The organism is Oxynema mangrovii CENA135, assembly GCF_016632315.1.
Lineage (GTDB): Bacteria > Cyanobacteriota > Cyanobacteriia > Cyanobacteriales > Laspinemataceae > Oxynema > Oxynema aestuarii.
Map to the genome: position 1 here is coordinate 589,879 of NZ_JAEOXH010000001.1, position 22,318 is coordinate 612,196.

General features: G+C 53.1%; 14 protein-coding genes and 1 tRNA gene. 7 read left to right on the plus strand and 8 right to left on the minus strand.

The features are described 5' to 3' along the window. Positions 1-67: 67 nt before the first annotated feature. The 5 genes from JJD41_RS02345 (at position 68) to JJD41_RS02365 (ending at position 9,038) form a co-directional block, all read left to right on the plus strand. Positions 68-919 carry a hypothetical protein gene (locus tag JJD41_RS02345; protein ID WP_200664542.1) on the plus strand — a complete coding sequence of 284 codons (852 nt, stop codon included), beginning with the start codon at positions 68-70 and terminating at the stop codon, positions 917-919. 152 nt (positions 920-1,071) lie between these two features. Continuing rightward, positions 1,072-3,144, plus strand: a complete 2,073-nt coding sequence (locus JJD41_RS02350) for a P-loop NTPase fold protein (RefSeq protein WP_200664543.1) — start codon at positions 1,072-1,074, stop codon at positions 3,142-3,144. Between the two features lie 104 nt (positions 3,145-3,248). Next, the gene (locus JJD41_RS02355) at positions 3,249-5,321 is read left to right on the plus strand and encodes an AAA family ATPase (protein ID WP_200664544.1); all 2,073 of its coding nucleotides are present in this window, start codon (positions 3,249-3,251) and stop codon (positions 5,319-5,321) included. 171 nt (positions 5,322-5,492) lie between these two features. Further along, positions 5,493-6,266, plus strand: a complete 774-nt coding sequence (locus JJD41_RS02360; RefSeq protein ID WP_234488473.1) for an ADP-ribosylglycohydrolase family protein — start codon at positions 5,493-5,495, stop codon at positions 6,264-6,266. A 183-nt stretch (positions 6,267-6,449) separates the two neighbouring features. After that, positions 6,450-9,038, plus strand: a complete 2,589-nt coding sequence (locus JJD41_RS02365) for an HD family phosphohydrolase (RefSeq protein WP_200664546.1) — start codon at positions 6,450-6,452, stop codon at positions 9,036-9,038. A gap of 111 nt (positions 9,039-9,149) precedes the next feature. Here the strand turns inward: JJD41_RS02365 and JJD41_RS02370 are convergent, their stop codons facing one another. Together JJD41_RS02370 and JJD41_RS02375 are read right to left on the minus strand one after the other, a co-directional pair. Continuing rightward, entirely contained in the window at positions 9,150-9,995 is an 846-nt protein-coding gene (locus tag JJD41_RS02370; RefSeq protein WP_200664547.1) for a carbohydrate ABC transporter permease, read from the minus strand. Between the two features lie 334 nt (positions 9,996-10,329). After that, positions 10,330-10,917, minus strand: a complete 588-nt coding sequence (locus JJD41_RS02375) for a 5-formyltetrahydrofolate cyclo-ligase (RefSeq protein WP_200664548.1) — start codon at positions 10,915-10,917, stop codon at positions 10,330-10,332. 268 nt (positions 10,918-11,185) lie between these two features. Between JJD41_RS02375 and JJD41_RS02380 the strand changes: the two genes are divergently transcribed. Then, positions 11,186-14,257 carry an AAA family ATPase gene (locus JJD41_RS02380; protein WP_200664549.1) on the plus strand — a complete coding sequence of 1,024 codons (3,072 nt, stop codon included), beginning with the start codon at positions 11,186-11,188 and terminating at the stop codon, positions 14,255-14,257. 379 nt (positions 14,258-14,636) lie between these two features. On the opposite strand, the gene JJD41_RS02385 is transcribed toward JJD41_RS02380, so the two are convergent. The 6 genes from JJD41_RS02385 to JJD41_RS02410 all read right to left on the minus strand — a co-directional run bounded on the left by JJD41_RS02385 (position 14,637) and on the right by JJD41_RS02410 (position 21,937). Continuing rightward, positions 14,637-16,718: a serine/threonine-protein kinase gene (locus tag JJD41_RS02385; protein WP_200664550.1), complete on the minus strand. Its 2,082-nt coding sequence runs from the start codon at positions 16,716-16,718 to the stop codon at positions 14,637-14,639. 254 nt (positions 16,719-16,972) lie between these two features. After that, positions 16,973-18,436, minus strand: coding sequence for a sensor histidine kinase (locus JJD41_RS02390; RefSeq protein WP_200664551.1), 1,464 nt, complete (start codon positions 18,434-18,436; stop codon positions 16,973-16,975). Positions 18,437-18,535: 99 nt separating this feature from the next. Next, on the minus strand, positions 18,536-20,269 hold the full coding sequence (locus tag JJD41_RS02395) for an ABC transporter ATP-binding protein (RefSeq protein ID WP_200664552.1): 1,734 nt from the start codon (positions 20,267-20,269) through the stop codon (positions 18,536-18,538). Between the two features lie 124 nt (positions 20,270-20,393). Beyond that, a complete protein-coding gene (locus JJD41_RS02400; protein WP_168570251.1) occupies positions 20,394-20,945 on the minus strand; it encodes a Spy/CpxP family protein refolding chaperone in 552 nt (183 codons plus the stop codon). A gap of 63 nt (positions 20,946-21,008) precedes the next feature. Next, positions 21,009-21,365, minus strand: coding sequence for a hypothetical protein (locus tag JJD41_RS02405; protein ID WP_200664553.1), 357 nt, complete (start codon positions 21,363-21,365; stop codon positions 21,009-21,011). Beyond that, positions 21,362-21,937 (minus strand): sigma-70 family RNA polymerase sigma factor, encoded by a 576-nt coding sequence (locus JJD41_RS02410; RefSeq protein WP_200664554.1) that lies wholly within the window; start codon positions 21,935-21,937, stop codon positions 21,362-21,364. Before JJD41_RS02410 ends, JJD41_RS02405 begins: the two co-directional genes overlap by 4 nt. A gap of 240 nt (positions 21,938-22,177) precedes the next feature. On the opposite strand from JJD41_RS02410, the gene JJD41_RS02415 reads away from it, so the two are divergent. Beyond that, positions 22,178-22,250, plus strand: a tRNA-Met gene (locus tag JJD41_RS02415). The last annotated feature ends 68 nt before the right edge of the window (positions 22,251-22,318 follow it).

Consider the following 22,318-nt stretch of genomic DNA (forward strand, 5'->3'; position numbering starts at 1 on the left):
GAACGGGTCCCGTCTCCAAAGGAGAATCGCCCGGTTGTATTGTTGGCAGTGGGATCGAGTCGAATTCATGGACGTGCAGGAACTGAAATTTTTACTCAAGTTAATCGGGTTTACCGACGCTCGCGCGCCCATCGCGAAACTCAAACCGAATCCAGAAACGAAAGCCTCCCAACGCGATCGGATCGCCCGCCAGTTGCGCGATCGCGATCTGATCGATTATCAGGAAGAAATTCTCAAATTCGCGATCGCTCCCCCCGGAAAATCCCTCTTGCAGCTCGATACCCAGATCCTGCCGATCTCCGAAGCAGAAGTGCAACTGCTGCAAGCCTGCGCCGAACACGGCATTACCCCCGCTCAAACTGGATTGCCCCTCGACCGCCGTGAGTCGGTGATTCAAAGTTTGCTCGATCGCGGTTTGATTCAGGCAGAAAAAACACAAATCAAGCAGGTCTGGCTCACCCGGCGCGGGGAAGAGTATTTGCGCGAAGAATATACCCCCAGTGGCAATACCCCGGTTCTCAGCCTCGATTTGCTGGCTAACTATTTGCGTTTTATGCGAAAATCTCTCGGGGCGTCCGGCGCGATCGCCACTCCCGGCGACCTCCCCTTCGCTACGGCAAGCCCTTCTCCACCCCTGTCGGCGGAAACCCTCACCGATGACGAGATTTTGCGCTGGATTCAAACCTTAGATCGCGAATTAGGAACGGAAAATTATCTGCCAATTTTTCAATTGCGCCAGCAGTTACAACCCCCCCTCTCTCGCGAAGCCTTCGACGGCGCCCTCTATCGCCTCCAACGCAGCGATCGCATCGAACTGAGTTCTTTACAAGAAGCCAGTTCCTACACCCCCGAACAAATCGAAGGCGGTATCGCCCAAGATATCGGCGGACCGCTCTTTTTTATTATCGTCAACGGCTGAAGCGATCGGGTGCCTCCGTCGCACGAACCCGGAGATCGTGACACTCACTCATTCAAGAAACGTCGGTCTGTTCCCCGCCGCGATCGCCGTTTTCCCCCCGAACCGAAGTCAAACCCCTCGATCTAAATTCTAGAAACTAGAGGTCTGCAAGCGTGGCATCCATCGAACAAGTTATTCAACGCGAAACCAATCCCTTCGACGCGGAAACCTTTTGGTCCGGCAATTTTTGGCAAGAAAAACAAAATCCGACCTTTACCGTCGAATCCATCCATCAAGAAGCGGTAGAGGAGATCGACCAATTGATTAATTTAATTGCCCAAGATCGTCGCACTCGCACCATTTTGCTCGAAGGAGAAACCGGATCGGGGAAAACCTATCTCCTCGGTCGCCTCAAACGATTCCTCAACCATAAAGCCTTTTTCGTTTACGTCGAACCGTTTACCGCCAGCGAATATATTTGGCGACATATTTTACGCTACACCGTCGATAGCTTGCTCGAAGTTCCCGAAGGGGAAGAAGACTCTCAATTGCTGATTTGGCTGAAGGGATTGTCTCATTTCGAGCATCGCAGTATTTTAGATTTGATTCGCGGCGATCGCCAGCTTTTTATCCGTCACCTGCGCGATACTTACTCCACCGGAATTTATAACGCCAACGAGTTTTTTGGCGTCCTCTACGACCTCACTAATCCCAAACTGTCCCGCCTCGCCTGCGAGTGGTTGCGCGGCGACGACCTCGACGAGGAAAGTTTGAAAATCCTGCGCGTCCAACATTCGATCGATACCGAAGATGCCGCCCAGAAAATTATGGCGAACTTCGGCAGAATTTCCGCCGAAACTAAGCCGATCGTTCTCTGTTTCGACCAATTAGATAATATCGCTCGCTTGAATGACGGCGCGATCGACTTGCAAAGTTTATTCAGCGTCAATTCGGCGATTCACAATCAAAAATTTAAAAACTTTTTAGTTTTAATTAGTATTATTACCGATACCTGGCGGCAAAATGCATTTCGCATTCAAGCCACCGATCGCGATCGCCTCGATTGCGAAATTCAACTCAAACAAATTAATCTCTATCAAGCCGAGTCCTTGTGGGCCAGTCGTCTCTATTCCTTACACCGCAAATCGGCGACCCAACCCCCGACGAATTTATATCCCCTCGATCGCGAAATCTTAGAAGAAAAGTTTCCCGGCGGTAAAACTAGACCGAGAAATGTACTCATTTTGGGTCGCCAACTGTTTCAAGATCGAAAGTTAGAATTTATGCGGCACGACGCCGCCGCCGACGGGACGGCGATCGCGTCGATTTCGGCTTTGGCTCCAAGCACGAGTGAGCCGGACTCCGACCGCGATGATTCCCAAGTTTCTTCGCTTCCGAGTATCGACGCGATCGCTACATTTAAATTAGTTTGGTTGAAAAAGTTCAAGCAAACCGAAAGTCGAATTAGCCGGATCCGTCAGTTTTCCTCCCCCGAACTGATGGCCATGCTGGCCGAAACGTTAGACGCCCTCGATATCGCCGAAGTTCGACCGCGATTGTTGGACAGTCGCACTTATGCCAGTTATTCCCTCAGTTATCGCGATCCTCGCGGCGATCGTCGCGTTGGCGTCGTTTGGAGTGAAGATCTTAACTTGACCAAGTTTTGTAATTTAATGAAACTCTGTCAGGAGACGATCGAACAAAAACACTGCGATTCTCTCTACCTCATTCGTGCCGAACAAATCGGCAATCCGAATAATATGGGCTATAAAATTCACGCCCAAATTTTTGCCGATCCCGCTCACCGCCATCTCGTCCCCGACCTCGACTCGGTTCACTATCTTGCCACCTATCACGGCTTGGTGAACGATGCTTATTCTGGGGATTTGGTCGTCGGCGATCGCACCCCCAATATCGACGAACTCAAACAACTCATTCAGACTTCAAATCTCTTGGTCGATTGCCCCTTACTCGATGCATTGGGTGCCGTTCGTCGCCCTCTTTTAACTGAGAAAAATAAACACGAATGGCAGCCGATAGAAGACTTTTTGCTCAATCGCGCGATCGACCAGCAGTGTATGGCGCGTCAGCGTCTTTTACAAGAAGCCCTCGGCCAATTTAGCCGCATTGACGAAGCACAAATTAATCAGTTAATCGAACAGTTGTGCGATCGCAAAAATCCGATCGCAATTCTCAATCCCCAAGCTAAATTAGACGACCAACTCGTTTATGTTATCCGAGATTGAGAAACATTGAACCTTTCCCGTCTTTCTCGATCTTTCCCCGAATTCTCCCAATAATCGGTCACCTCCGAACTTTCGATCCCGACTCCCGAACCCGAGGCATTGCCGTGGTATCTATCGATCGCATTATTAAAGAAGCTGTCAATCCTTTCGATTCGACCACCTTCAGACCGGGTAATTTTTGGCAGGAAGAACAAGACCCTCAATTCGATGTCGATTCCATTCATCGCGACATCCTTTTAGAGGTCGAAAACTGCCTCGATTGCGTCGTTCGCGACCGCCGAACTCGCACGTTACTGTTAGCGGGGGACTCCGGTTCGGGGAAAAGTTATCTCCTCGGTCGGATTAAACGCCGCCTCAACCGGAAGGCGTTTTTTAGCTATGTCGGTCCGTGGCCCGAAAGTGATTTTATCTGGCGTCATACGTTACGCAATACGGTCGATAGTTTGATGTTCGTTCCTGAAGGGGAAAAACAATCTCAATTGTTACTTTGGATCGAACGACTTCCGGCGTTTAAATCTCAAGGCTTGATGAAACAAGTGTTTGGGGAACGCAAGTTATTTATTCACCAGTTAAAGGGGATGTATCCTTCGGGGATTTATAATGCGAATGAGTTTTTTGGCGTTCTCTACGACTTGACCGATCCCGAACTCTATCCGATGGCCTGCGAGTGGTTGAAAGGGGACGACCTCGATGAGGAAAGTTTGAAAGCGCTTCGGGTAAAACGGGCGATCGATACGGAAGATGCAGCTCAGAAAATGCTCGCTAATTTTGGTAAAATTGCCGCAGCAACTCAGCCGATCGTTCTGTGTTTTGATAATTTGGATAATATCGATCGCGCCTTAGATGGATTTATTAATTTACAGGCATTATTTAATGTTAATTCGATCGTTCACAATCAAAAGTTAAATAATTTTTTAATTGTTATTAGTATTATTACCAATACTTGGAAACAGCATTCTAAGCGGGTACAAGCGGCGGATCTGGCTCGGATCGATGTTAAATTGCGCCTGCGACCGATCGACCTCGACCAAGCAGAAGCCCTGTTGGCAATGCGTTTGCGATCGCTGCACGCCCAAGTAAAAGAGCGACCGCGATCGCCGATTTATCCGATTTTAAGAGAAGATTTGGAAGCGAAGTTTCCCGGGGGAAAAACATTACCTCGATTTGCGTTAATGTTGGGTCGCGATCGCTTTCAAGCGGCGAAAAACCGCGATCGCCCCTCTCGACAAAGTTCTCCGCGCGATCGTCGGAAAACCCTCGAACCACCCCCCGTTTCTAGCCCCTGCGACCCCCTCGCCGCTTTTAAATTAGTCTGGTTGCGCGAATTCGATAAAACGCGATCGAAAATTACCCGCGTCCGCCAATTTGCCGCCCCCGAACTCGTCCAAATGTTGCGCGAAGCGATGGAAGCTCTTCAAATTCGCGGCATTCAAACGAAGTTGTTGCCGAGTCCGACTTATGCCAGTTATTCCCTCAGCTATCATCTCCCGGAACAACTCGGTCGCATCGGGTTGGTCTGGACGGAAGACCCCAATTTAATCGGCTTTTTTCACGTGATGAAAGCTTGTGAAAAAGCCCTCAAGCAAGGAAAGTGCAAAACGTTGTATTTAGTGCGCGCCGAACGTTTGGGAACCCGAAAAAATCAAGGAAATAAGCTCTACAGTCAGATTTTTACCGGATATCCCCACCGTCATATTTTGACGGATATGCTCTCGGTTCATTATTTGGCGACTTATCATAGTTTGGTGAATGCCGCTTGTGCAGGGGAGTTGGTGGTCGGCGATCGCACTCCTAATTTACGTCAATTACAAGCTCTCGTCCGCGAGTCGCAAGCTTTGCACGAATGTCCGTTATTACAAACCCTCGGCCTGTTTGCCGGATATACCCGCATCATCGGCGTTACGGGAATGCCTCACAAGCAGTTGGGGACTCCAGAACAAGATCGAAAACTCGATCGTCAAGTGAAAGAGTTTTTACTGGCGTTGGTGAAAACTCAGCAAATTATGGGACGTCATATTTTGTTGCAAAATGCGTTGGATCAGTTCCCGGAAGCTGACGAATATCGGGTCGATCGCTCGATCGAGCAATTGTGTCGCGAGAATGAAGTTTTAATCTTAGATGAAAGTGTCCCCCCGCGCGCTCAACTCCTCTGTGTTTTAGATGTTTTTAAACGATAGGTATCGATTTTAGATTTTAGATTAATTCTCGCGACTTCCGACTCCTGACTAGTCCCTACCCCGATGCACTATTCTCTGCTCAGCCACTTTGAAGGTACTCTACTCGCCGCCCGTGTTGGAGAGCAATTGGCTCGCACTGGCAACACTTCTACTCGTCAGGATTTCAGCGAAATGGCTGTAGCGACAACGCGGCATTTGATTCGTGAAGGGTGCTTGAATTTGGAATCCTGGGAACGCGAGATCGCTTCGTTCGATCGCCCTCCCTCGTCCCTCGCGATCGCTTCCTTCGTTCCCCTCTCGCTCTATTTTCACGAAGACGATCTATTATTAAAGAGAGCTGTATATCATATTTGCAATACTTTGTCAATCCCTCCGACGATCGCGAGTGGTTTGGCAGGGGTGGCGGGCGCGATCGCCCGTGCTTTGCGAGAACCGCCCGCTCTCGACCGGGCGATCGGCCACCCGCGCGGCGATGGTGACGATGGCGACGGGGCGATCGCGGCGGGGTTTGAGTGGGTGGCTACGGCGTCGAGCAAGGGCGCCAGTTGGGAGAGCTGCCAACGGCAAATATCTGCATGGCCCGCTTTGTCAACGTTTGAAGAGAATCGGGTATTGAGGGCGATCGCCCGAGCCTGGTTCTGTTTTTGCAGCACGCCCCAAGATCTGCGACTGTCGCTGTTACGGGCGGCGCGATCGCCACAAGACCCGGTTTTGACCGCCTTTATTGCAGGGAGTCTCTCCGGAGCTTACAACGGCAGCGAAGGCATTCCCCTGGGATGGCAACGCCCTGGCGATCCCCTCGTCGGGGACGGTTTTCTCGACCTCAAATCCTGCGCCCGCGAGTTGTTAGAAACTTGGTCTGGGGTTTACGATCTACAACAGACCCCCAAAACCGCAGGCGCTTTTCTGGCAGTGGCGCCCCCGAACGGTCTTCGACCCCGTTAACTCGTCGTCGGCAGCAGCACGGAACGATGACCCCCGAGTTTTTGCTCCAAACCCCCAAGCGATCGGCGATCCCCGCGTAAAGCGATCGGGGGGGTTAGGGGTTTGACCCACCTTCTATAATGGTGCCTATGTGGGCCATGCCTTCTCAAGCACCGTTCATTTAGTCTGTAATAGGCACGACGGATGAAATCTATTGACTCGCTGACACGGCAACTCGAACAATGGCGGCGAGGGTTGTCCGCTAATGCTAGGCACGCTCTATCCAGTCTGCGCGGTAGGGAAGCGGGATCGAATCGAGAAGGTTCGACCCTCGAGCGGGGGACGATCGCCCCCGACCCCTCCCTGACGTCCGCCCCCGAGTCTCCCCTGTGGAAGCAAAGAATGGGACGTCGCCTCAACCGCACGGGTCACTCCCCACTGTCGATGGTGTTGGCAGTCGCCTGTTTGACGGCGGTTTTCGGCCATCGTTTTTACAATCAACCCCAACTCGATGTCGGGACCGTCGCTCCCCAAACCTTTGTGGCTCCCGAAGATGCCCGCGTCGAGGATACCCAAACCACTCAAAAAAATCGAGAAGCCGCTCGCAGTGGCGCCACGGCGATCTTGACCATCGATCGCCCGGTCAACCAGCAGATCGAGAAAGTTTTAGACGGCGTTTTGGCTCGAGGCGATCGCCTGCGCGAACTCTCCGGCGGCTTTCCCTTCCTCGATCCGGAGATTTTATCCCCCACGGTACAGCAATATCTCAGAGAAGCTCAAGCCTGGGAATTGCGCGCGGTTTTGGCCGCCGCCGCCGAAGGGCAACCCCTCGACAATCTGCCCCCGGCAGTCGGCAGCGCGATCGCCCCGTCTCCGGAACCCGTCCCGACTCAGACCCCCGGCGCCAGCGAACCCCCCCGCGCCGTTTGGGCCGTCGAACGGGGCTTGTTAACCCCCCAAGGTCAGCAAGCCGTCGCCGAAGTCCAGCAGTATCGCGAAAATAACAGCCCCGAAGCGTTCTCCGCTTTGGTCGAGGCGATCTCCGACGCCCGCCAAACCTACGCCACGGCGATCGGCGCCTTAGTCACAGACTCAAATTCTTCCTTGCACGGCATCTACGATCCGAGCTTGTTCCAACTCGACGATCGCACCTGGGAGGCGACCAAGGAAAGTATTAAAATCGCCTTGCGGCGAATGCTCGCTCAAGGGATCCCCCCGGGATTGCCGAAAAACTTACTGCAAAACGCCGTGGCCATGCAAGTTAAAAGCGTGGTTCCCCAAAAGGCCGAACCGTTGGCCACCGATCTCCTCCTCGCCGTCGTTCAACCCAACCTCAAGGAAGACCGCGAACGTACCCAAAAACACGCCGAACGGGCGGCCCAAGAAGTGAAACCCGTCTTCGTCACCGTCAACCAAGGGGATGTTATCGTCCGCGAGGGAGAAGTGATTTCTCACGCTCAATTTATCCTGCTCGATCGCTTCGATCTCAGTCGCCGCGAAATCGACGGGTCCGGACTCGCTGGCTTCGGTCTGGCGGTCAGTGTCGCCGTAGCCGTGTTTTGGCTCGTCGAACGACGCTCCCAACCGAAGTTGAGACGGCGCGATCGCGTCTTGGTTCTTTTACTCAGTCTCACCGCCCCGAGTTTGATCTTATTGGGCATTCCGTTTACGAGCTTGAGCGCGATCGGCTTGCTGTTAGGCAGTTTCTACGGTTCTCGTTTGGGCGCTACCACCGTCACGTTGCTCTCGATCCTCTTACCCATCGGAACCGCCATCCCTTTGACTCACCTGATTGCCAGTGGCGCCGGAGGCGTGGTCGGCGCGATCGCCGCCGGAAGACTGCGATCGCGCGAAGAACTCGCCCTCCTAGGCGGTTTCGTCGGCCTCACCCAGGGCTTGGTTTACCCGATCGTCACCCTCATCCTCACCGCCTCTACCGGCCCGGTCGGTTACGCGATTCTCGGCGAAGCCGGACTGCAAGCCCTCTCCGGCGTCGCCTGGAGTATCGTCGCCCTCGGCTTGAGTCCCTATCTCGAACATGTTTTCGACCTGATTACGCCGATCCGCCTCGCCGAACTGGCCAACCCCAACCGCCCCCTGTTAAAACGATTGGCGGCTGAAGCCCCCGGGACGTTCCAACACACCATGTTCGTCGCCACCCTCGCCGAAGCCGCAGCGAAAGAACTCGGCTGCAATGTCGAACTGGTGCGCACCGGAACCCTCTATCACGATATCGGTAAAATGCACGACGCCCTCGGCTTTATCGAAAACCAAATGGGCGGACCGAACAAACACGACGAAATTAACGACCCTTGGATCAGTGCCGAGATTATTAAGAAGCACGTGACCGAAGGATTGGTGATGGCGCGCAAGTGCCGTTTGCCTAAAGCGATTCAAGCGTTTATTCCCGAACATCAAGGGACGATGGCGATCGCCTATTTCTATCACCAAGCCAAACAACGCGCCGAACAACAGGGGTTACCCCCGGTCGGCGAACAAGCGTTTCGCTACGACGGTCCGATCCCTCAATCGCGCGAAACCGGGATCGTCATGCTCGCCGATTCCTGCGAAGCGGCTTTGCGATCCCTCGACGAGGCGACTCCCGAACAGGCTTTGAATATGGTCAATAAGATTCTTAAAGCCCGTTGGAATGACGATCAATTGGTCGATTCCGGTCTCACTCGCGAGGAAATGCCCAAAATTGCCGAAATCTTCGTGCGGGTCTGGCAGCAGTACAATCACAAACGGATTGCTTATCCGAAGGCGGCGATCGCCTCTGGGAAAAGAACTTGAGCGAAAAGAGTCTCTTCCAGTCAGCTCTTTTTACCCCCAAGCCTGTTTTTCTCTCGCCACTGCCGATCCCCTCAAGCTAAAATCTCAACGCCAAACTCTAAACTTCGATCGTCATCCCTTCACCCCACTGCCGACATCGGTGGTGACAATATAACGCTGTAACCCTACAAAGATCGCGAAAACGGGTGCGACGGACACGATCGACCCCGCCGCGATCGCCCGCCAATCTAGGGAAAATGTCCCTTCTAACTTCGCTACTCCCAGGGGGAGGGTGTAGAATTCTTCGGCATCAATGACGATTAACGGCCATAGAAAATCACTCCACGACCCGATAAATACGAATAATCCCAGGGTGACCAGCGCCGGACGTACCGCAGGCAGCATGATATGCCACCAAATTCCTAATTCGGAACAGCCGTCGATCCGCGCCGCTTCTTCTAACTCTTTGGGCACTCCTTGAAAGGCTTGCCGCAATAGGAAAATCCCGAACGCCGACGCTAGGGACGGGAAAATGATTCCTAAATAGGTGTTTTTCAAGCCGAGTTGTACGGTCAAGATATATAAGGGAATCATCGAAATTTGAAAGGGAATGGCGATCGTGGCCACGATCGCGCTGAAAATCGCCTGCCGTCCCCGAAATTGCAACCGAGCTAGGGGATACGCCGCTAGGGAGCAAAATAATAGATTCAAGCTCACGGTCAGCACCGCGACGATCGTGCTGTTGAGCAGGTAACGCCCGAAGGGATTGGTCTGCCAGACTTTGACGAAATTCGCAAAGGTCGGCTGTTCGGGGATCGGTTGCGGTGGAAACGCAAAGATATTTTCACTCGGCGATTTGAGGGCGGTACTCAGCAGCCACAGCAAGGGGAGCAACATCACGATCGCGATCGCGCTCAGAAGCGCGTAAGTTCCGAGGATTTGCCATTTGCTTTTGGCGCTCACTTTGGATCGGGTCATAGACAGCAACGGGAACAACTATCCGGTCGGATCGGATCCTAGCCTGTTTCGATCGCCCCTGGGCGGCTTCCCGCCGCTCCGGGCTTTGATTTCACGATCGATCGTCTCCGTAACTGGCGCGATCGATCGCGTTTTGAGTCTCTATTCATTCACTTAACGATCGCATTGTTTACTTTATTTTTTATGTAAATAAATATTAAAAAAGTATTGCACTGGCAAATTTTTCCTTTATTATAGTAATTGTATTTTTTTCTCTTGATTCCTATGTTTCATGGGAGTTGAGGCGCGACGGACAATAGTCCGTCGCGCGGCGATCGGAGGGTACACTGAGAATCTACTCGATCGCCCGGAACTGCTTCTCGCTACAAACCCCCTGGAGGGGAAGATCCCAAGCTTCTATCGGTAACTCGGGAAAAATAGCGAAATCGAAGACGATCGCGATCGTCGGTTTTTGTTGCCATCGAGGATCGGCGAGCAAGCGATCGTAAAAACCGCCGCCATATCCCAAGCGATAACCGCGTTCGTCGCAGGCCACCGCCGGAACCAAAATCAGATCCACCTCTTCCGGGGCGATCGCCGCCGCCTCGGCGGAAGGTTCGAGAATGCCGTAAGCGCCGCGATCGAGCCGATCGCCCGGTTGGTAGTGGTGCCAGTGGAGCGATCGCCCGACACAGCGCGGAAAGCCCCAGCGCCGCCCCCGATCGGCAAACAGGGGGCTTAAATCCGGTTCTTGGCGAAAGCTGAAATAGCCCAGAACCGTCCGAGCTTCGGCGAAGACGGGAGACCGCGCCAGGCGATCGCACAGGAGTTCGCTGAGATCGCGCCACTGCTGGCGGTCGATCGATCGTCGTCGGTCGAGCAGCGATCGCCGCAATTGGGATTTCCTTGCGGCGATCGGTTGAGGTGAACGGCTTTGACTCATGGTTCCAAATCTTCGAGACCTCTACGATTTCCAGATTTCAGATTGTAGGAGATCGCCCCTTGCTTCTGCCGCAATTCGGTTAAATTCAGGCTCCAATTCCAACAAAATTGAAAGCCGCGCGATCGCCCAGTTCGCGCTAGATCGGTTAACCTGTATAAAGTTCGGCAATCAACGCCAATCGAGTTAAAAAATTCTCCCTCTCCTTGCTTCCCACTTTTGCCATCTTGCCTGTTGCCTTTTCCCCCTCCTGACTCCTGACTTAGGGCCGATGATTCCCCACCAACTGACTCTGAAAAATTTCCTCAGCTACCGCGAAGCCACCTTAAACTTTCAGGGGTTGCATACCGCTTGTATTTGCGGATCGAACGGGGCCGGGAAATCTTCCCTGCTAGAGGCGATCGCCTGGTCGATCTGGGGAAATAGCCGCGTCGCCACCGAAGATGACATCATTCGCGCCGGGGAAAAAGAAGCCCGAGTCGATTTTATTTTTCAAACCAACCAACACATTTATCGCGTCATTCGATCGCGCCAACGGGGCCAATCCGCCGCCCTCGAATTTCAAATGGCCACATCGGAAATGCCGGAAAATTATGCAGCAAGCGATCTCGTCGATCGCCTCGCCTTTCGATCGCTGACCGAACGTGGAGTGCGCGCGACCCAAGAGAAAATCATCGAACATGTCAAACTCGATTACGATACCTTTGTCAACTCCTCCTACTTGCGTCAGGGACGGGCCGACGAGTTCATGCTCAAGCGTCCTGGCGAACGCAAACAAGTGTTAGCGCGCCTGTTACGCCTCGATCGCTACGACGAACTCTCCGATCGCGCCAAAGAGCGATCGCGCCAAGCGAAAGCCAACGAACAGGCGATCGAACAGAGTTTGGAAGCGATCGCCCATCAGTTGCAAGATCGGGCCGAGATCGGCGATCGCCTCGCCCAAGTAGAAGCCGACATCGCCGAAGTGCAAGCCGCGCAGCAGCGCGATCGCGATCGCCTCAGCGAGTTGCAAACCCGGCAACTCCAACGCCAAAACTGGCAAAATCAGTTAAAAAATTGCCGCCAGCGCGACGACCAACTCGCCGGAGACTGCGATCGCCTCCAAGGCGACCTCTCCCTCACCGAACGACGCTTGCGCGAACTCGACGCCTTATTGCAACAAGCCGACGACATTAGCGCCGGATATGCCGAATTCGAGGGACTGCAAAAGCGCGAGGAAAGCGAAGCCGCCAAGTTCCACGCCTACCAAGACGCCCAACACCGCCGATCGCAACTACAACAAGAACTGCGCGATTATTTATCTTCGTTAGAAACCCAACTCGCCTCAGCCCGCGCCAATTACGACAGCCTCGAAGAACGAAAAGCCGAACTGCACCAATCCCTCGACCGTCTCCCCGAAGTCGAAAGCGCGATCGCCCAACTGCAAGCCGCGCGCGATCGCCTCGCCGTCCTCGACGAACTCAAAGAACGGGTGACCCCCGCGATCGCCCGCCGACAAGAATTACAAACCCAGCTCGATCGCCTGCAAGCCCGTCTCACGGCGCGGTTGGAAGAAATTAACGGCCAAATCCACCGCCTGCAATCGGAAGTCCAAACCAGCCAAGTGTTACGAGAAACCGCCCTCGAAGTCGGCTACCAAATCGAAGAATTAGAGAAAAAACGAGTCTACCAGCAGCGCGTCCGCGAAAAAGGACTCGAACGCCGCCATTTTATGGAACGCTTGCAAGCTCACCAGCGCGACTACGAAACCCAACTGGCCGAGTTAGACCGCAAAATCGAGATGCTGCAAGTTCCCGACGCCATCTGTCCCTTGTGCGATCGCCCCTTGGACGAACACCACTGGGATTTAGTCGTCCACAAACACGGCAAAGAACAGCAAGAAATTATCGATCGCCTCTGGGTGATTCGCGAACAACTCGCCGTCTCCGATCGCGAAATCCAGATTTTACGGGACGAATACCGCCAACTCGACCGCCAACTCGCCGATTACGACCGCCTGCGCGAACGGCGCGGTTCCCTACAAGCTCAATTAGACCAAGCCGACGATCGCCGATCCCGACTCGAACAACTCGAAATCGAACGACAGCAGTTAGAGCGATCGATCGCCTCCGGAGACTACGGCGGCGAATTGACCCTCGAATTGGAGCAACTCGATCGCGCGATCGCCCAACTGAATTACAACGATCGCGACCACGCCCTCGCCTTCAACGAAGAAAAGCGCTGGCGCTGGGCCGAAATCAAACAAGCTCAATTACAACAAGCGCGCCGGGAGTTAGAGAACCTGCAACAGCGCCAACCCGAACTCCAGCGCCAAATTGCCGAACTCGAAACCGCCTTAACCCGCGAACGCGAGGACTCCGACCTCGACCGCGAACTGCAGCAGCTAGAGCGATCGATCTCCGCCATTGCCTACGATCGCCGCGAACACCAAGCCCTACGCGAAGCCCTGCAACAAGCCCGCCTCTGGGAACCGCGCATGGCAGAATTGCAACAAGCCCGACAGCGCCAGCCCGAATTGGCCGATCGATCGCGCGAACTCTCCGAACGCCTCCAGGGGCGATCGCGCGATCGTCAGGCGATCGTCGCCCAGATCGAACAACTCCAGCGCCAACTCGCCGAAACCCCCGACGCCACCGAGGAAATCGACAACATTTCCAGGCAGATCGAGCGATCGAATGCCCAATTGCAACAACAATTCGGCACCCAAGGACGCCTCCAACAACAGCAACAACACCTCGATCGCCTCCAAGAAACTTACGAACAAAAACAACGAGACCTCGCCGACACCAGACGCCAACTGCGGGTTTATCAAGAACTCGCCACCGCCTTCGGTAAAAATGGCATCCAAGCCCTCACTATCGAAAACGTTTTACCCCAATTAGAAGCAGAAACCAATCAAATTCTCGCCCGACTCAGTGGCAATCAACTTCACGTCCAATTCGTCACCCAACGAGTCGGGAAAAGCCGTAGAAAATCGGCTAAGAAAAATCCTAAACTAATCGACACCTTAGATATTTTAATTGCCGACGCCCGAGGCACCCGCCCCTACGAAACCTATTCCGGCGGCGAAGCATTTAGAATTAATTTTTCGATCCGTTTGGCATTAGCCCGCTTACTCGCCCAACGATCCGGAACGGCCTTACAAATGTTGATCGTCGATGAAGGATTCGGAACCCAAGATAATCAAGGATGCGATCGCCTCATTGCCGCCATTAACGCGATCGCTCCCGAATTTGCCTGCATCCTCGCCGTCACTCACATGCCCCAATTTAAAGAAGCCTTTCAATCGCGCATCGAAGTTCGCAAAACCGAGAAGGGATCGCAATTAAGTTTATCATTTTAAAAAATTGTGCAACAGTGGAACGGGCATCTTGTCCATTTCTTAGCTCATCATCATTTTAGAGCAACATGACTCTCTCAATCTCTCAATCTCTGAATCTAAACTCTCAACTCTAAAATGTCCCTGTAGGTAAAACATTTACAAATTCCTTAAATCTCGTTTATTATTTCTTAATAGTCTCCTGTCTTCTCATCCCATGACTTCTCAATTTTCCACCTTATCCGGCAGTTGGTTCGATTGGTTCGCCGTCACCGGGTATATTAGCTTTACCCTGTTGATCATGGCCTGTATCTTCGTGAGTTCCAAAAAGTAAGACAATTAACACAATCAAGACAATTAAGAACTCGTAATACATCATTCCTTCGATCCTAGTTGGATCGAACTAAAAGCGTCGTTTTTCGCGTTCCTCCTCCTGTTGTTCTAACAACTTTTCAGCCTTTTTCTTCCCATCTTTAGCATCGTCGTAATCCGGATCGTAACGCAATGCTTTGTCATAAGACTCGATCGCCTCGACATAGCGTTCCAAACTCGCCAAAACTTGACCGCGACTGTACCACGATTCGGCGCGATCGGGTCTGACATAAACCGATTCATTATAAGAAGCCAACGCATCGCCATACCGCTTTAACTGATAAAGCGCATTGCCGCGATTGTACCATCCTAAAGCATCTTGCGGATTCAAATCGAGAACCTTATTATAAGCTTCGATCGCCCGTTCGTAACGGCGCAACTGGTGCAAAGCCCACCCCAAACCGTACCATGCTTCTGTAGAATGGGGTCGCAACTCCACCGCCTCGCGGTAAGCCTCCAGCGCCTCTTCGTAACGGCGCGATCGCGTCAACGCACTGCCCTGACTGTACCAGGCTTGATAATAATTTGGGGCAAAACGAACGGCTTTCTCATAAGAGTCTACTGCCTCTTTTTCCTTGCCCATTTTCAACAAAACATTGCCGCGATTGTACCATGCCGACGCCGCATCAAATTTAATCTCTACCGCGCGATCGTAAGCCTTAAACGCCTCTTCATAGTTTTCTAATTGATGCAACGCCCAACCGCGACTGTACCAACTTTCATAAGAATCCTTTTTAAACTCGATCGCCTTATCGTAAGCGGCGATCGCCTCTTCATAACGTTGTAAATGTAACAGTACATTCCCTTTCCCATTCCAGGCGCGCGCCGCCGTCGGTTCGATCTTCAAAGCGCGATCGAACGCCGAAATCGCCTCTGGAAAGCGTTCCAGTTTTTCTAACATCACCCCCCGTCCGATCCACGCCTCTAAATCGAGAGCATTTAACTGGATGATGCGATCGTAAATTTCCAAGGCGCGGTCGAACTGTTCGAGTCGATCGAAGGTTTCCGCTTGCGCTTTTAAAACTTGCAGGTCGTCCGGCTGAATTTGCAATGCCCTCGTGTAAGTCTGTAAAGCTTCTTCATAACGATTTAACTTAAATAAAGTTTGTCCGCGACCGTACAACTGCGCCGCATTCGACGCATTAATCGACCGATAAATCGACCATCCGCCCCACGATCCCAATCCTAAAATTGTCGCACAAATGACCGCGATCGCCCCCGGTTGGAGAGAACGGGCGATCGCCGAACTTTGAGGAACCGTTGCTAACACCGGAAGGGTCGGCGAATTGGGCATTTCCAAACTTTCCACCGCCGCCAACGCTTCCACCGCCGAAGCATATCGTTCTCGAAAATCGTAGCGCACCATTTTATCGAGAATCCGCGCCAACTCCTCGCTGACTTCGACCTTATCCCGCCAAATCATTTCGTCAGTTTGCGGATCTTTTCCCAACTGATTCGGCGCCAAACCCGTTAACCCTTGAATCGCCAAAATTCCCACCGCATAAACATCGCTACTCGGTTTTGGATGTCCCGTCGCTTGTTCCGCAGGAAGGTAACCCGGCGTCCCGATACTGACCGTTACCTCGGTCTGTCCTTGAGGATTGACCACTTGGGTCGCGATCTGTTTGACGGCGCCAAAATCAATTAAAACTAACCTCCCGTCCCCTCGACGCCGAATAATATTGCGCGGGTTGACATCGCGATGAATGATATGCTGTTGGTGGACGAACGCCAAAACCTCCAAAATTTCTCGAACTAAGGCGATCGCCTCTCCTTCCTCTAATGACTTACCTAAAACTAACTCTTCGGCGAGATTTTGACCCTCGATAAACTCTTGAACTAAATAAAATTCTTGGTTTTCTTCAAAATAAGCAAATAACCGGGGAATGCGATCGTGATGTCCTAATTGGTAAAGGACTTTCGCTTCCGTATCGAACAAGCGACGGGCAATTTGTAACGTCGCCGGATCGGTAGAGACGGGTTTGAGTTGTTTGACTACACAATACTGTTGTCCCGGAAGGTGGGAATCTTCTGCCAGAAATGTGGTTCCGAACCCTCCCGAACCCAGAGATTTAATCAGTTGGTAACGACCGCCGAGTATGGTTCCAAGCATAGGGAATGGATTCGTGAGTGAAGCAGATCGCCCCTCGTTCAAACCCGATCGATGCCATGATTTGAGTTTGACATCAGTCGAGGGAATGTTGGCAAAATCGTGGCGATCGCAGCATCGATCTTATCCACTGACAATTATCAGTTGACTGACATTAGTTTAGCAACTCAAATAGGGGATCGGACCCTAAATCTCGTTTTCGGTAAATGATTTTGGCAAAAAGACAAAAAGTGTAATTGTCCCGCTTCCCCCTACGGTCAAAGTGGTAAAATCACCCCAAATGTACTCCCTTCGCCAGGTTTCGAGCGGACGGTGACCGTCCCTCCCATCCCTTCGACTAAGGTTTTGACGATCGACAAACCCAATCCGGTACCGCCTGTGGCGTGCGATTCTCCTGGGGAGACGCTTCGCGAACGCGCTTCGTCCACCCGGTAGAAGGGCTCGAAAATTCGGCCTTGTTGGGCCAGGGGAATCCCGACACCGCGATCGCAGATTTCGACGATCGCCCGATCGCCGAACGATCGCACCCCGACTTTAATTTCCGTATCCGACGGCGAATATTTCACCGCATTATCGATTAAATTGAGTAACACCTGTTTGAGTCGGTTGCGATCGGCACTCGCTTCGAGCAAGTCCTCCCCACAGACGATCGCGATCTCCCGATGGCTATATTGTTTCGCCATTTCCACCACTTCGGCGACCAAATCGCCGATTAAAAGCGGTTCGAGTTGAAAGTGCAGGTAACCGCGATCGGCCCGCGCCAGATCGAGCAGATCTTGCAATAATTGAATCGTTCTTTCCGCTTCGCTGGCGGCAATTTCGAGGGCTTCGCGTTGGGGTTCGCTCAAGTTCGTCGCCCGTCTCAAGGTACTTTGTAGATATCCGGACACCAGGGTTAACGGCGTTCGCAGTTCGTGAGAAACATTACTGACAAATTGCCGTTGTTGTTCCCAGGACTGGGCGAGGCGATCGAGCATCGTGTTGCAGGTTTGCGCCAGTTGGCGCACCTCCGACGGCGCGTTTTGCAGTTGGATCCGAGCCGTATCCAGTTCGCGAACGGAGATGCGGTCGGCGAGTTGCCCGATTTCGAGAACCGGACGCAGCGATCGCCTCACGTAGAGCGCGATCGCCACGGTCATCGCCGCGATCGCCGCCCCACTCGCCAAGGCTAAAGTGCGAATCAACCCCTCCAAGATTCCCCGATCGTCGGTAATATCCGCAGCAATATATAACTGTCCCAAATAGGTTCCCTTCACCGTCAACGGGCCGCTACACCACACCCAAAACCGACCGCCGATCTCGCTCACTTGCGGCATCATTTGTTTGGCGGGTAACCCTAACAAACCTTTGCTGGTGTCGTCGTCGCGCCCGCTTAAGGGCATCGATTGGGCGGCGATCGCCCCGTCCGGTCGCTTCACCCACAGCAGCACGCGATCGGCGCTGAGACTGTCGATCGCGGGCTGCAAGCCCATTTCAGCCGGATTGCGCTCGCTGTAGTGCATGACATCGCGATCGAAGCGATCGAAAATATACTTAATCGTCTGTTTGTGTGTCGCCACTAACTGACGCTGCATTTGCCAACTCGTGGCGATCGCCAGGGTGCCGATCCCCAACGCGGAAACGAGCGCCATTCCCACCGTCAAGCGGATTTGCAGGGAATGGGGATCGAATTTCGGTAACCAATGCACGGGCCGTGCAATCCATCGGCGAATCAGAGTCATGGCAGAGATCGAGGCATCACTTCCTAGGGTAGTGAACAATGCTGAGAGCGGACTGAGAATTGCACATGGGGGCAATCGACCATCGGAACCACGAGTCCCTCAATAAAACTGCTGCGCGTGAAATTGGGCGTAACGTCCCTCTTGAGCCAATAATTCACCGTGAGTTCCCGATTCGAGAATTTGTCCGTTTTCGAGAACGACAATGCGATCGCATCGCCGAACTGTCGTCAACCGATGGGCGATAATCAACACCGTCCGCCCTTGCATCAACCAATCCAACGCTTCCTGAATCGCCCCTTCCGATTCCGAATCGAGGGCGGAAGTGGCTTCGTCGAGAATTAAAATCGTCGGATCGAGCAGGACCGCCCGGGCGATCGCGATCCGTTGTCGCTGTCCTCCGGATAAATTAACCCCCCCTTCGCCGACCCAACTGCGATACCCCTCACTCATTTCGGTGATAAACTCGTGGGCATTGGCAATTTTGGCCGCCGCTTCGACGCGATCGAGGTCGTAGTCGAGTTGTCCGAAGGCAATATTTTCGGCGATCGTCCCGGTAAACAGTTTCGTCTCTTGAGGGACGATCGCGATCTGACGGCGCAAACTGGCGAGGGTAACGCTTTTGACGTCGATGCCATCGATCGCCACTTGTCCGCTTTGCACGTCGTAAAAACGCGGTAGCAGGTTCACTAAGGTACTTTTTCCGGCGCCGGAGGGCCCGACCAGGGCGATCGCCTCTCCGGGACTCACGGTTAAATTGATATCTTGCAAAACTGGACGGGGGTAGCGACCTTTGCCGTGGTAGGAAAAGGTAACGTCGCGATAGTCGATCTGACCTTTCACCGGAGGAAGGGCGATCGCCCCGGGTTTATCGGTGACTTCCGGTTGTCGGGAGAGCAACTCGAACACCCGTTCGACGGAGGCTTCCCCTTGTTTGAAGTCGTTATAATTACTCGTGGTAATGGCGATCGGGTCGATCGACAGCGCCACCGCCGCCACGTAACTGACAAATTCACTGCCCGTGAGGTTATTTTGAGCAATTTGCCAGCCGCCGAGCAGAAATAAGAGTAAAACACTCAACGCTTCGAGAAAGCCGACCACGGGAAATTGAATCGCTTTGAGCTGTTCGGCGCTGAATCGAGCTTGACGGTTGCGTTCTGCCGCTTGACGAAAGCGATCGAGGGTGTAGTCTTCGGCGCAAAACCCTTGTACGAGGCGAATTCCACCGAAAACTTCGGTGACGATCGCCGACAGGTCGGCAATACGAGACTGGCTGTTATGGGAAAAGACCCGCAATTTTTCCCCAAACCAGGCGATCGACAGGGCCATCAAGGGGGCGACAATCGAACTGGCGAGGGTCAGTTGCCAGTTGAGATAGATCATGTAACTGAAAACGACGATCAGTTGCAGGATGCACGGGACAAATTGGTGGAAGATTTTGTTAATGACTTCGCCGATGCGATCGATATCTTCGGTGAGGCGATAGGAGAGGTCTCCGGTTTGGGTATGGCTGAAGTAGCCCAAACTCAAGTGCAGTAAGTGCGCGTAAACGCGTTGGCGCAGGTCGAGGGCGATCGCCAACGCCGCTTTAGCCATCAGTGCGTCTTGACCGTACTGCACCGCACCGCGCACGAGAAATACTACTGCCGCCGATCCGGCGAGTTGGGAGATCGTCGCCACATCTCCCGCACCGATGGAAGCGGCCATGTCCCCCGCCAAACGGGCTAAAATCGGCCAAAATGCGGTAAAGCCCAGGGTGCAAGCCAGCGCCTGGGCGATCGTTTTCCATTGGGGTTTGAGGTAGGGCAGCAGCAGCCCGTAACTAGAGCGAATCAAGGTTGATAGTTGCTAAATACTCCTTTCAATCTATCTTCAAATGTTGCTATTGAGAACTCGGATAGAGGGTTAAAGATAGAGGAGCAAGTCGCGGCGATCGCCCTAAACGGGCCGATCTCAGTCCCTATTCACCGAAGAAATCGTCATCCATACCGCCTCCGGGTCCCATTCCCCGGCCATTTCCGGGACGGTTTCCCTGGCGGTTGCCCCGGTTTTGATGCCGTTGTTGCATCTGTTGCGCCCATTGTTGTCGTTGTTCGGCACTCAATACTGCGCGAATCTCCAGCATTTGGTCGAAACGCAATTCACCCATCCGTTGGTGAAGTTTCATCATTTCGTCGTGTTTGGATCGTAATTGACTGTCGGATCCATTACCCACCATCAGGTCTTGCATTTCTTGACGCAATTGCATCATTTGCGTGTAGGTGCTTTCGGCTTCGCTGCGGTAGCGATCGCGGATTTGTTGAATCCGTTGCTGTTGGTCTTGACTGAGATCGAGCTGTTCGATCCAACGCTGTCCCCCTTGTCCGCGACCGCGACCGGGACCGCCGGGACGCTGGGCGACGATTTCAGGATTGCCGAATTCTGGGGGCGCGGCGTAAGCTGCCGTCGTACCGAGTAGAACGCTTAAAGCGGTTAAGGCACACAGTTGACGACGATGCATTCTGCCTTTCATGGTGTCATCCTCTAATGTATGAGTCAATTGATGGTTAAACGGTGGTGTGTTTTGAGGCGCGGCTTATTCGCTCTCTTCTGGGAAGAACCAATCGGAACTTTCGGTGAGGGAAGTTTCGCCGAGTACCCCGTCCCAGGTTGTTTCCATATAGGTTTCGAGTTGGGCGAGTTCTTCGGTACTCGGTTGGGAAGGGACTGGCGATCGCGTACCGTTCCACGCCACGACCAGTCCCGCAGCAATCCCCACGGGAACGAGCCACAAGGGGCGTAATTTCGCGCGATTCACGGGGATCGGTCGGGGGCGATCGTCGAGGGCGTCGATCGTGCGATCTTCTAATTCCGGAGAAGGAGGTGGCACGTCCGGGGCATATTCCCGCAGAAATTGGACGAGACGGCGATCGGGATCGTTGGGTTGATTCATAACTGCACTCCTTCCCCTTCGAGAAATTTCCGCATGGCACTGCGCGCGTGAAACAAACGGGATTTGACCGTACCGACGGGAATTTGTAAGATTTCGGCGATCGCCTTTTGGGGTACATCTTCCAAGTCGTGGAGTACGAGGACGCTGCGGTGGTCGAAACTGAGATGGGAGAGTCCGCGTTTGACTAAATCTTGGTAGTGTAAGGTCATCAAGTCGGTTTCTGGGGAACCCGCGCGGTCGCGATCGGGTAAAGTACCGATGAGACGTTCCTGTTTTTGGTGTTGTTTGGCGTAAGCCTGACGGCGATCGCTCGCCACGTTCCAACTGATGCGATACAGCCACGTCCCGAAATGCGCGGGTTGTTTGAGTTTGGGTAAGCCTTTCCAAGCTCTGAGAAAAACCTCTTGCACTAAGTCATCGATATTGCTCAACCCGCATAATTGGTAAAGGGTCGAGCGCACTTTTCCGTGATAGCGTCGATACAGTTGGCGAAAGCTAGCGCGATCGCCTCCCTGACATCGAGTCACTAACTCGGCATCGGTTTCGGCTTCTTCGGTCGCATCGGTCGGCACGGTTAACCCCTATGGCTTTTCCCTGGCGCTTTTGTGATTTTCTGTAGATTTAGACAGACCCTCCCTCGAAACGGTTCAAGGCGATCGGCTAAATTTTTCCTCGAAACTCCTCAAAAGCTTACAGACATTGGGTTTCCAAGGTTTTTAATTCTCTAGCTCGAAAAAAATTTCCTTGAGGACTAGACATCTCTAGTAAATCTGCTAAGATAAGAAATGCGCGCGAAAAAGCGCCAATCGCACGGCTCAGTAGCTCAGTGGTTAGAGCAGGGGACTCATAAGCCCAAGGTCGCAGGTTCAAATCCCGCCTGAGCCATCCACTCCATAAGGCTTTCAGCCCTTCATCCTCCAAGGAACCCGTCATTTAACGTCACTCGACAGAAT